This is a genomic window from Flavobacterium sp. HJSW_4 (genome assembly GCF_042436695.1).
GTDB lineage: Bacteria > Bacteroidota > Bacteroidia > Flavobacteriales > Flavobacteriaceae > Flavobacterium.
The window spans coordinates 20,935-33,249 of the sequence record NZ_JBHNPP010000042.1; the positions used below are offsets into that span (position 1 = coordinate 20,935).

Below are 12,315 nucleotides of genomic sequence, written 5' to 3' on the forward strand. Positions count from 1 at the left end.
TCTGCACAATCCGCGTCCAAATTTCACAATATTTATTATTTTAATATGAAGAATGTCAGTTTCATTTCTTTAATTCTTGGGTTTGCATCGCTGGTAACAGCATGCAAATCCGGAATTAATTCTCAACCAAAAACTACCTCAGCAGCGACAGAAAAACTGCAAACGCGTTACAAAATGCTACTAGATTATCCAGTAGATTCAATGTCGATGCCGAGAAGTATGAATATCAAAACCCTTGAGATTCGCAAAGTGCCATCTAAAGATTGGACAAGCGGTTTCTTTGCTGGAAATCTTTGGCAATTGTACCGATTAACAGGCGATTCAAAATACAAAGAACAAGCTCAAAAATGGACTCCTTTCAGCAAAAAGGAAAGTGTCAATAGTAATTCGCATGACGTAGGTTTTAAAGTGTTTTGCAGTTTTGGAGAAGCTCTAAAAGTGGAAAACAAGAAAGAATACGAAGCGGTGATTGTTAAAGGCGCAGAAACTTTATGCAAAAGATTCAATCCAAAAGTGGGCTCGATTCGTTCTTGGGATTTCAACAAAGAAATTTGGGATTTTCCTGTAATCATTGACAATATGATGAATTTGGAATTACTTTTTGAAGCTTCTAAAATATCTGGAAATCCAAAATACCGTAATGTTGCCATTCAGCATGCCAACACGACTTTAAAAAACCAATTTAGAGAAGACAATTCTTGTTATCATGTTATCGATTATAATCCGAGTACTGGCGTAGTTAGAAAGAAAACAACGCTTCAAGGCTATAATGATGATTCAGTTTGGGCGCGTGGTCAAGCTTGGGCAGTTTACGGATTTACGATGTCGTATCGCTATACGAAAGATCCTGCTTATTTGAATCAAGCCGAAGCAACTGCACATTATTTTATGTCGAATAAAAACCTGCCAGAAGACGGAATTCCGTATTGGGATTTTAAAGATCCAAGTATTCCAAATGCCCCTCGAGATGTTTCTGCCGCAATGGTTATGGCATCAGGATTATACGAATTGTACACTTATACCCAAAATAAAAGTTATTTGGCTTTCGCCGATAAACTAATGGCTTCCGTGCAAACCGATCAATATATTTTGGATACACAAATTAAAGCACCATTCTTATTCGATCACAGCACTGGAAACTGGCCAAAACACGATGAAATCGACGAACCAATAATCTACGCTGATTATTATTTTTTAGAAGCATTAATAAAGGGGCAAAGGTTTAAAGGTTCAAAGTAACAGAGGTTTAGAATCTTTGAACTTTGAGCCAGAAACCTTTGAAACTTTGAACCTATGAACCTTTGTAACTATGAATAAAACTTTTTCAATTTTTGCGCTTTTTGTTTTGTTTCAAATTTGTCTGAGCAGCAGTTTTGCTCAGACAAAAATGAACATTAACGACAATTGGCTTTATTTAGAAAATCATACATCAAACCTCAACGAAGCGCAAAAAGCTTCAAATTGGGTTTCATTAAATTTACCTCATACTTGGAATGCTGAAGATGCAACCGATTTAGTTCCAGGTTACAGACGTGATGCAAGTTGGTATCAAAAGAAACTTAATATTTCTAAAATCGATCCAAATCGGGTTTATTCTCTCTATTTTGAAGGATCAAATGTAACGACTAAAGTGTATGTAAACGACAAAGAAGCTGGTTCGCATATTGGCGGTTATATTGGTTTTTCTATCGATATTACGAAATTAATCAAAGAAGGAAATAACGACATTTTCGTTCGCGTGAACAATAGTTATGATATTGAAGTTATTCCGTCTCAAAAAAGCGATTTCTTTATTTACGGCGGAATCACGCGCGATGTTTGGTTGGTTTCGAAATACAAAAATCATATCGAAAATATCAAAATTACTACGCCTGAAGTTTCAGCTAAAAAAGCCTCTGTACAAATTGTTTCATCCATTGTAAATCCTGATAATGCAAAAGATTTATCATTAACAATCACTTTAAAAAATCCGAAAGGAAAAAAAGTAGCAAGCAAAACGATTCCAGTTTCGGATAAAACTTCTACCATCACTTTCGAAAACATCAAAAACCCAGAACTTTGGGATACTGAAAAACCGAATTTATACAAACTGACTGCTTGTTTATCTGAAAAAAATCAAATTAAAGACAGCGTTTCAGAGAAAGTAGGTTTTAGATGGTTTGAGTTTAAAGATCACGGACCATTTTACCTTAACGGAAAACGTCTGTTGATTCGCGGAACGCATCGTCATGAAGAACAAGCTGGAGTTGGCGCTGCAATGACCAACGAACAACATTGGGCAGACATGAAATCGATAAAAGAAATGGGCGCAAATTTTATACGCTTGGCGCACTATCCACAAGATCCTGAGATTTATAAAGCTTGTGACGAACTAGGTTTATTGGTTTGGGATGAATTGCCTTGGTGCCGTGGCGGAATCGGAAATGAAGTTTGGAAAACGAATGCCAAAAATATGCTGGAAGAAATCATCAATCAAAATTACAATCATCCAAGTATTATAATCTGGTCTTTAGGAAATGAAATAAACTGGCTTCCAGATTTTCCTGACGGAGATAATGCAGAAAAAACAAATGCATTTTTAACCGAATTGAATGATATCGCACACAAATTAGATCCGACGAGAAAAACAGCAATTAGAAAGTATTACGAAGGTTCGCATATTGTAGATGTCTTCTCGCCTTCTATTTGGTCGGGCTGGTATTCTGGAAGCTACAAAAGCTATCAAAAAGCAATTGATGTTTACAAGAAAGAATACAAACATTTTATTCATGCTGAATATGGTGGAGACAGTCATGTTGGGCGTCACAGCGAAAACCCTGTTACTGGAGAAAATGTCATAAAAGCCGAAGGTTGGGAAGAAGCAATTGTTCAGACGAAAGTCGCAAACATTGCCCAAATTGGCGATTGGAGCGAAAATTATATAGTTGATTTGTTTGACTGGCATTTGCATGTATCCGAGAATGATCCAACTTTTGTGGGAAATGTTCAATGGGCATTCAAGGATTTTGCAACGCCGCTACGTCCAGAAGATGATATTCCGTACATGAATCAAAAAGGACTTACAGACAGAAATGGAGTTCCGAAAGATGCGTATTATGTTTTTAAAAGTTATTGGGCAAAGGAGCCTTTCACCTACATTGAATCACATACTTGGACAGAACGTCAAGGACCTGAAAATACGCCAAGAACAATCAGCGTTTTCAGTAACTGCGATAAAGTAACATTATCTCATAACGGAAAATCATTGGGAGAAAAACAGCGAAATCTTTCTCTCTATCCTGCAAATGGCTTAACTTGGGATGTCAATTTTGCGAAAGGAGAAAATGTTTTAATTGCCATTGGAAAAACAAAAGACGGAAAAACAGTTTCTGATACGCTGAAAGTGAATTATCGTTTCAATAAAAATGATACGGCGGTTTCATTGCAGTTGTCATCAGAAAAACTGAAAAATGGAAATTATTTAGTAACCGCAATTGCTGTTGATAATAACAATTTACGTTGTCTGGATTATGAAGCAAGTGTTTATTTTCAATGTTTAAAAGGAGGAAAAACATTAAAAAACCAAGGAACTCCAACAGGAAGCGAATCGATTAGAATGGCAAACGGAAAAGCATCTATCGAAGTAATTTCTGATGGTTCTAAGACTCCTATTGAAATGACAGCATTGAATCAAAGTTTTAAAGGGGAATATTTGAGGATTCCTGTTGAATAAGATTTTTATGCCACGAAGGCGCTAAGGCACAAAATTTTTTTTTCACGCAGATTTAAAAAGATTTAAGCAGATCAAAAATAAATCTGCTCTAATCAGCAAAATCTGCGTGAAAAAAAATCATTTTAATCCTTATAAAATTTAGAATTAAACAAAAACTTAGCGATTTAGCGACTTTGCGAGAACTAAAAAAAACTTCGTGCCTTAGCGCCTTAGTGGCAAAACACAAACAAAAACAAATTAATACAAAAAATGAAAAAACTATTAACCGCATTACTCCTAACCTCTTCTGTTTTGGGATTTGCACAAAATCTAATCTCCAATGTTCCGAATCGAAATACCACTTCCTTAAACGGTGTTTGGAATTATATTATCGATCCTTATCAGACTGGATTTTATAGCTTTCACTTAGATCAATATGATAAACAGGAAAAACCAGCAAAAGGAGCTTTTTTCAGTAATTATCATGCTCAAAATAAGCAAGAATTGGTAGAATATGATTTTGATAAATCTCCAACAATTACAATTCCAAGTGATTGGAATTCTCAAGTTCCAGAGCTGAAATATTACGAAGGAAATGTATGGTTCAAAAAGTCTTTCGATTATAATTTGGTGAATAAAAAACGTCTGTTTTTATATTTGGGAGCAATTAATTATAAAGCGGATGTTTATTTAAACGGAAAAAAACTGGGAACTCACGAAGGTGGATTTACACCATTTAATTACGAAGTAACTTCGATTGTTCAACCAAAAGACAATTATTTGGTCATAAAAGTGGATAATACACGCCACAAAGAAGATGTTCCAACAGTCAATACCGATTGGTGGAATTATGGCGGCATAACACGTGATGTGACTTTGATTGAAGAAGAAGCTTCTTTTGTGGAAGATTATACCATTCAGTTGAAAAAAGGTAATGCAAATGTTATTTCTGGTTTTATCAAAATCAATAATTTAAATACTTCACAGAATAATGTTTCTATTTCAATTCCAGAATTAAAAATCAACTTTAAAGGAAAAGCAGATGCGCAGGGAATTTTAAACTTCGAAATTCCGTCTAAAAAAATCTCATTTTGGTCACCTGAAAATCCGAAATTATACGAGGTTACGATAGACTTTAACGGTCAAAAATTAAAAGATCAAATTGGTTTTAGAACTATCGAAACCAAAGAAGATAAAATTCTGCTGAACGGAAAACCAATCTTTTTACGAGGAATTTCGATTCATGAAGAAAATGCCAAAGGCGGACGCGCTAATTCTCAAGAAGATGCTTTACGTTTATTAAATTGGGCAAAAGAATTAGGTTGTAATTATGTTCGTTTGGCGCATTATCCGCACAACGAAAATATCATTCGCGAAGCTGACAAAATGGGAATAATGGTTTGGGAAGAAATTCCGGTATACTGGACAGTCGAATTTACGAATAAAAATACGTATCAAAATGCCGAAGATCAACTAACAGCTTCTGTTATTAGAGACAAAAACAGAGCGAGTATTATTATTTGGTCTATGGCAAATGAAACACCAATTTCTGATGCTAGAAATACATTCATCAAAAATTTAGCCTCACACACAAGATCGTTAGATAACACAAGATTAATCAGTGCGGCCTTGTTGACTAAAAAAGAAACTATTGACGATCCAATTGGTCAAGTTTTAGATGTTGTAGCTTTCAATCAATATTTGGGCTGGTACGGTGGAAATCTGGAAGATGCTGAGAAAATAACATGGAAATCGAAATACAACAAACCCATTATTGTTTCCGAATTTGGAGGTGATGCAAAAGCTGGTTTTCATGGGGAGAAAAACGAACGCTGGACAGAAGAATATCAGGAATATTTATACATTCAGAATTTAAAAATGATCGAAAAGATTCCACATTTAAGCGGAACAAGTCCGTGGATTTTAGTTGATTTCAGATCACCAAAAAGATTGCTTCCAGGAATTCAAGACGGATATAATCGTAAAGGTCTAATTTCGAATGACGGCGAAAAGAAAAAAGCGTTTTACATTATGCAGAATTGGTATGCCAAAAAGAAAAACGAATAATACCATTATCAATTCATTAACAAAAAACAGACTGTAAATTATATGATTTTTCTTCATTATTAACTTACTTTGTAGTTATTCTAAAAATTGTAATCTTATGAAAAAAATTTATTTACTGGCAGTTACGTTGTTTGCTGCCTTCACAGTTCAGGCACAAGATGTAGTGAAATTTGCTCCACTAGACAATAGTCCTGTTGATATTTCTTATTTCCCAAACAAAGCGGTTAAGTTCAAAAAAACAGATAATCCAAATCCGGTTATCAAAGTTACTTACGCAAGACCTTCTGCAAAAGGAAGAACTATTTTTGGTGATGTTGTGAAATTTGGAGAAATCTGGAGAGTTGGTGCAAACGAGAATACAGAAATCAAATTCTACAAAGACGTAACAATTGGCGGTAAAAAAGTTGCAGCAGGATATTACAGTTTATTTGCAATTCCAGAAAAAGACAAATGGACGATCATCATCAATAAAGAATTAGATTTATGGGGTGGTTATGCTTATGATGAAAGCAAAGATGTGGTTAGAGTTTCTGTTCCAGTTAAAAACGTTTCAGATGTTATTGAGGCTTTATCTATTGCGTTTACAACTCAAGGTAACGTTACTAATTTGGTTATTGGATGGGACAAAACAACTGTTGAATTGCCTATTACAATTAAATAAGTTTTATTGATATATGCCACGAACGCACAAAGTCGCAAAGTTTTTTTAAGCTTTGCGATTTTTTTTTAATCTCGCAAAGTCGCAGAGACGCAAAGTTTTTTAAACCATATAAGTCATATAAGTTCAATTAAGAGAGAAAACTTAAAATTTCTTATATGACTTATATGGTTATTTTTTTGCATTAAACTTTGCGTCTCTGCGACTTCGCGAGATTTTTTCATAACACAAAAAATCCCTTTAAGATTGTGCTCTCAAAGGAACTCTTCTAATTGTTTTTTAAACTTAAACCTTAACGGTTTCTATAATCTTATCCAAAGTAATTGGTAAATCTCGAACACGTTTTCCTGTGGCATTGAAGACAGCATTTGCAATTGCAGGTGCCATTCCGACTAAAGCAGTTTCTCCCAAACCTTTTGTTCCCATTGGGTTACTAATTGGGTCTTTTTTATTTACGAAAAACACTTCCTGTTTTTCAATATCTGCATTTACAGGAACATGATAATCAGCAAAATTATTATTAATTGGACGACCAAAACGGTGATCGATTTCTAAAGCTTCCATTAACCCCATTCCGATTCCTCCGACAGCTCCTCCAAACATTTGTCCCGCAGAAGTTTTCTGACTGATAACTGTTCCAATATCAGCGCAAGAAACTACATGCGCCAATCGAATTTTACCCAAATTCGGATTCACTAATACTTTTACAAAATGAACTGAAAACGAGTAAATCGAATATTTCTTTGCTTCTTCAGCAGCTTTAGAAAGATTTTCAACTTCAAAATCTTCTAATTTATTACTGCTCAAAAGTGCAGCTAAACTAACCGATTTAGATTTGTCTTTTTTAGAAGAAACAGCACCATTTTCAAAAGTCAAATCTGTAATTGCGATTCCTTTTAAGACGGGATTTTTACTTCCTAATTCAATTATTTTATTCAACAATAAATTGCAGGCATCATGCACCGCAGAACCCACAGACGAAGTCGTCGCCGAACCTCCTTGCGTAGGACCTTTTGGCAATCCGCTTTTACCCATTTCGATAATAACATTTTCTGATGGCAAACCAATTACTTCAGCTCCAATTGCTGTCATCATTGTTGCTGTTCCGGGTCCCATATCGTTAACACTGCATTGCAGAACCAAATCTCCATTGGCTAAGAATTTTGCTTTTACCGAAGTTGGACTTCTATAACAGCCAAAGGTTCCCGTTCCCATTCCGTAACCTACCAGCCAATTTCCTTCTTTTACAGAACTGGGTTTGTTTTTACGGTTGTTCCATCCAATGCGTTCCATGCCCGCTTCGTAACATTCTAAAAGAAATTTACTACTCCACGGTTTATTTTGTTCCTGATCTTTTTCAGCATAATTACGTTTTCTGAATTCAATCGGATCTAAGTTTAATTTATAAGCCAATTCGTCCATGGCACTTTCTAATGCAAAAGAGCCTGTCGCTTCTCCCGGACCGCGCATCCAAATTGGCGTACAAGTATCTAAAGGAACAATTCTATAACGCGTAGAAACGTTTGGACAATCGTAAATAAATCGAGACATATTTACCGTTCCTTCCATGAAATCTTCGTAACTCGAAGTCATGGCAACCGCTTCATGCGTTAATCCAGTTAGTTTTCCATCTTTCGTAGCACCCAATCCCATTTTTTGAATGGTATACGGTCTGAAACCAACATTGGTAAACATCTGTTCGCGATGCAAAACCAATTTTACAGGACGATTTAATTTTTTCGCACCAATCAAAGCCGCAATTTCATACGGCCAAGTGTGCAATCCCATTCCAAAAGCGCCTCCAATATATTCTGCATGAACCTCAACATCTTCCACAGGGACATCAAAAACTCCTGCTACACTTCTTCTAGTTCCTTCAACACCTTGACTTTTAGTATATAAAATCGGTTTGTTTCCGTCCCATTTTGCAATGATATTCGCTAATTCCATTGGATTATGAACCTCGGTTGGAATCGTATATTCTGTTTCTAAAACAACCTCAGCATTTTTATAACCGTCATGTTCACCACGGTGGTAATCATTTCCTTTATCGGTGTCTATTTTTCGTTCTTTATCAGCTGCTTTGTGAAGTTCTGTCGAATGTTCTTCTTTAAAATAATCCGCTTTAATCAAACTTGCAGCATATCGCATACGTTCGAAAGTATCGGCAATCACCAAAGCAATCGGCTGATCATAATACAAAACAGAATCATCTTTAAAAATCTGAAGTGGCTGACCAAAATTTCGTTTGTCTTTTGCTTTTTGATAACCAGAAGGCTTGTCTACATTCAAATGCGTAATCACCGCCAGAACTCCTGGCGCCCATTCTGCTTTTTTAGTATCAATGGTTTTGATTCTTCCTTTGGCAATCGTACTTCCCACAAGGCAGGCATAAACCACACCGGTTGTTTTATATTCGGCTGAATAAGTTGCAGAACCTGTTACTTTAGCAAATCCGTCAACTCTATTAATATTACTTGTCTTGCTCATAATTTAATTATTTTGATGCTGCTATTGTAAGTGCTTCTGTTACTGCGTTTCCTCCAAGCGTAAGTTTAAAATCATTGTCGCCATATCCTCTGGCTCCTTTCATAGACAAATCGCCTGCTTGTTTAAAAATCTCTTCTGAAATGGTTTTTCCTTTCAAGAATTTTTCTGTTTCAGTCAATCTCCAAGGTTTATGTGCCACACCACCCATTGCCAATCTGACATCATTTATTTTATTATTTTTTATATCCAAAGCCACAGCAACAGATACCAATGCAAAAGCATAACTCGTTCTGTCACGAACTTTTAGATAATGAACATTTTTAGTAAAATTATTATCTGGAATTTCAACCGAAGTAATTAATTCTCTTTCATCTAGTTTATTGTCTTTTTCAGGTGTATTTCCTGGAAGACGATGAAAATCAGTAAAATCGATTTCTCGTTTTCCTTTTGGACCTTCAACCAAAACTTTCGCGTCAAGCGCAGCCAAAGCTACACACATATCACTCGGGTGAACGGCAATGCAACTATCTGAAGCGCCAAAAACAGCCGACATTCTATTCGAACCGCCAATTGCACCGCATCCGCTTTTTGGAGTACGTTTGTTGCAAGGCATATCGGTATTGTAAAAATAAGAACATCTGGTACGTTGCAACATATTTCCTCCCACCGTTGCCATGTGGCGAATCTGCTGAGAAGCTCCCGCTGCCAATGCCAATGCCAGCAAAGGATATTTTTCTTTTATGGAAGCATCTTCAGCAACTTGACTATTTTTAGCCAATGCACCAATTGAAACTTTTCCTTTTAAGAATTCTATTTTCTTTAAATCCAATCCGTTGATGTCAACTAGTTTATCTGGCGCTACAATGTTTTTCTTCATTAAATCGACCAGATTCGTTCCTCCAGCAATAAACATCGAAGAATTATCTTTGGCTTTTCCTGTAACTGCCGACGAAGACGACAGGGCTTTAATTATCTGAAAGTTTTTCATAGTTCCTTCCCTCCTTCCTTAACTTCAGTTATAGCGTCAACAATATTGTGATAAGCACCACATCTGCAAATGTTACCGCTCATATATTCGCTAATTTCTTCTCTGCTATTGGCGTGACCTTCTTTGATACAAGCAATTCCCGACATGATTTGTCCAGGCGTACAATAGCCACATTGAAAGCCGTCATGTTTAATAAAAGCTTCCTGCATTGGATGCAGTTTTTTACCTTTCGAAAGTCCTTCGATTGTAGTGACTTGTGCATTTTGCTGCATCGTTGCTAAAGACAAACAAGATAAGATTCGAGTTCCATTTACGTGAACGGTACACGCGCCACATTGTCCGTGGTCGCAACCTTTTTTGGTTCCTGTAAGCTGTAATTGTTCGCGAAGTAAATCAAGTAAAGTAGTTCTCGGCTCTATATTCAAATTGTGTTTTGTGCCATTTACTTCAATAGAAAGCGGTACTGTTTCTAAATACTCCGCAATTTTTTCGTCCCATTTCTTATCCGAAGCCATTACCAACGAAGGCGGCGTCAGGGCAAGAGCGGTAAAAAGTCCTGATTTCTTTATAAAGTCACGACGCGAATTTGCATCTTCGGGCGTTACTTTATTCTGATTTGTTTTTTTAGAAGCCATTCAGTCTATTTGTTAAATTAGCAAAATTCACTTTTGTATTCTAACAAATTTAATCATCTTCTATCACAAAAAGTTATGAAATTCAAACATTCCACTTATTTAGAATAATTACAATTTCGTGTTTTTTTTAAGCGAAAAGCACACTTAAATAAAAGAAAATCTCGCAAAGGCGCAGAGACGCAAAGTTTTTTAAAACACATAAGTTATATAAGTTCAATTAAGAGAAAACTTAAAATTCCTTATATAACTTATATAGTTATTTTTTTGCATTAAACTTTGCGTCTCTGCGACTTTGCGAGATTATAAAATTGTATTTTTACAAATTATGCCACAGAACGAAACCATTTATCTTGATAATAATGCCACAACCCGTGTTGATGAACGAGTTATAAATGCAATGCTACCGTATTTTACTGATTTGTATGCAAATTCAACAGGAACTCATTTGGCGGGATTAACGGTAAAAGAAACTGTGGAAAATGCGGCGTGGCAAACCGCAGATTTGATAAATGCTGACGCAGATGAGATCCTCTTTACCTCGGGTGCTACTGAAGCAATAAATCTCGCTATAAAAGGTCTTGCTAATCAAGAACGAAAACATATTGTGACAATTCAAACGGAACATAAAGCGGTTATTGAAACTTGCCGTTTTATGGAAAATAATGGTTTTCAAGTTACTTATCTACCAACTGATTCTGACGGACTTTTAAACCTTCAATTTTTAGAAGAAAAAATAACAGATAAAACATTGATTTTCATCGGGATGCTTTCTAATAATGAAACGGGTGTCATACAAAATATCAGTGCAATTTCTAAAATTGTGAAAACGAAGAATGTACTTTTTATGTGTGATGCAACTCAGGCTGTAGGTAAAATTCCGGTTGATGTAAAAGAACTTGGAATTGATCTTTTGACTTTATCTGCACATAAATTTTACGGTCCGAAAGGAATTGGCGCTTTGTATATTTCGGCGAAAGCCAAGATAAAATTGTCTCCTCAAATTCTTGGTGGCGGACAACAGCGAAAATTACGAAGCGGAACGCTAAATGTTCCCGGAATTATCGGTTTAGGAAAAGCATCGGAAATCGCTGTAAATGAATTAGAAAAAGATCAAAATAGAATTTCTCTATTACGAGACAAACTCGAAAAAGGTTTATTGCAATTTGAAGGTTCTTTCGTAAACGGAAATACTGAAAACCGAATTTATAATACTTCTAATATTTGTTTTCCAAACGTAAATTCCGAACAGCTGATTTTAGCTTTGGGAAATATTTCGGTTTCAAATGGTGCTTCTTGTTCGGCTGTGACTTCTGAACCTTCACATGTTTTAAAAGCAATGGGATTGTCGGATGAGGAGGCTCTGAGTTCTATTCGTTTTAGTTTGGGAAGATTTACTACTTCTGAAGAAATTGATATTGCTGTTGAGCGGGTTTTGGAAGTGGCTGGGAAGTTACGTAGTTGATGATTTTTCACCGCAAAGGCGCAAGGTTCGCAAAATTTAATTATCCTATCCTCATAGTTTTGTCATTTCGACGAAGGAGAAATCTCCGTAAGTAGCTCCATACAGAATATAGCCAATCTTTGCGGAGTTTCTCGCGGAGATTTCTCCTTCGTCGAAATGACAAACTGTATCTAAAAAATCTTCATTAAACAAAAACCTTTGAACCTTTGCCCCTTAATTCGAAATCAACTTAGAATAATCCTCCTCCGTATCAATATCAATATTCCCTTTTTCGAAAGAAACTGAAACTACATCGTCGGTATATTTTTTAATGATTTTTTTTGC

The 12,315-nt window shown here is 35.8% G+C and carries 8 protein-coding genes; 5 read left to right on the forward strand and 3 right to left on the reverse strand.

What is annotated here, in order from left to right; translation table 11 throughout:
* The first annotated feature begins 45 nt into the window (after positions 1-45).
* The 4 genes from ACE01P_RS22565 to ACE01P_RS22580 all read left to right on the forward strand — a co-directional run bounded on the left by ACE01P_RS22565 (position 46) and on the right by ACE01P_RS22580 (position 6,419).
* Entirely contained in the window at positions 46-1,239 is a 1,194-nt protein-coding gene (locus ACE01P_RS22565) for a glycoside hydrolase family 88 protein (RefSeq protein WP_379701316.1), read from the forward strand.
* Between the two features lie 148 nt (positions 1,240-1,387).
* Complete coding sequence (locus ACE01P_RS22570) at positions 1,388-3,712, forward strand: glycoside hydrolase family 2 protein (RefSeq protein WP_379701317.1); 2,325 nt, start codon at positions 1,388-1,390, stop codon at positions 3,710-3,712.
* A 249-nt stretch (positions 3,713-3,961) separates the two neighbouring features.
* A complete protein-coding gene (locus ACE01P_RS22575) occupies positions 3,962-5,758 on the forward strand; it encodes a glycoside hydrolase family 2 protein (protein ID WP_379701319.1) in 1,797 nt (598 codons plus the stop codon).
* A 97-nt stretch (positions 5,759-5,855) separates the two neighbouring features.
* Complete coding sequence (locus ACE01P_RS22580) at positions 5,856-6,419, forward strand: DUF2911 domain-containing protein (RefSeq protein ID WP_379701320.1); 564 nt, start codon at positions 5,856-5,858, stop codon at positions 6,417-6,419.
* Positions 6,420-6,701: 282 nt separating this feature from the next.
* Here the strand turns inward: ACE01P_RS22580 and ACE01P_RS22585 are convergent, their stop codons facing one another.
* Genes ACE01P_RS22585 through ACE01P_RS22595 form a run of 3 tightly spaced genes read right to left on the reverse strand, consistent with a single transcriptional unit; the run spans position 6,702 to position 10,529 of the window.
* Complete coding sequence (locus tag ACE01P_RS22585) at positions 6,702-8,906, reverse strand: xanthine dehydrogenase family protein molybdopterin-binding subunit (protein WP_379701321.1); 2,205 nt, start codon at positions 8,904-8,906, stop codon at positions 6,702-6,704.
* Positions 8,907-8,913: 7 nt separating this feature from the next.
* Positions 8,914-9,894, reverse strand: a complete 981-nt coding sequence (locus tag ACE01P_RS22590; protein WP_379701323.1) for an FAD binding domain-containing protein — start codon at positions 9,892-9,894, stop codon at positions 8,914-8,916.
* A complete protein-coding gene (locus tag ACE01P_RS22595; protein WP_379701324.1) occupies positions 9,891-10,529 on the reverse strand; it encodes a 2Fe-2S iron-sulfur cluster-binding protein in 639 nt (212 codons plus the stop codon). Before ACE01P_RS22595 ends, ACE01P_RS22590 begins: the two co-directional genes overlap by 4 nt.
* Before the next feature lie 325 nt (positions 10,530-10,854).
* On the opposite strand from ACE01P_RS22595, the gene ACE01P_RS22600 reads away from it, so the two are divergent.
* The gene (locus ACE01P_RS22600; RefSeq protein ID WP_379701325.1) at positions 10,855-11,991 is read left to right on the forward strand and encodes a cysteine desulfurase family protein; all 1,137 of its coding nucleotides are present in this window, start codon (positions 10,855-10,857) and stop codon (positions 11,989-11,991) included.
* Positions 11,992-12,315 lie beyond the last annotated feature (324 nt).

Coding starts and splice junctions, on each gene's coding strand:
- ACE01P_RS22565 (WP_379701316.1), top strand. CDS start 46: ATGAAGAATGTCAGTTTCATTTCTTTAATTCTTGGGTTTGCATCGCTG.
- ACE01P_RS22570 (WP_379701317.1), top strand. CDS start 1,388: ATGAACATTAACGACAATTGGCTTTATTTAGAAAATCATACATCAAAC.
- ACE01P_RS22575 (WP_379701319.1), top strand. CDS start 3,962: ATGAAAAAACTATTAACCGCATTACTCCTAACCTCTTCTGTTTTGGGA.
- ACE01P_RS22580 (WP_379701320.1), top strand. CDS start 5,856: ATGAAAAAAATTTATTTACTGGCAGTTACGTTGTTTGCTGCCTTCACA.
- ACE01P_RS22585 (WP_379701321.1), bottom strand. CDS start 8,906: ATGAGCAAGACAAGTAATATTAATAGAGTTGACGGATTTGCTAAAGTA.
- ACE01P_RS22590 (WP_379701323.1), bottom strand. CDS start 9,894: ATGAAAAACTTTCAGATAATTAAAGCCCTGTCGTCTTCGTCGGCAGTT.
- ACE01P_RS22595 (WP_379701324.1), bottom strand. CDS start 10,529: ATGGCTTCTAAAAAAACAAATCAGAATAAAGTAACGCCCGAAGATGCA.
- ACE01P_RS22600 (WP_379701325.1), top strand. CDS start 10,855: ATGCCACAGAACGAAACCATTTATCTTGATAATAATGCCACAACCCGT.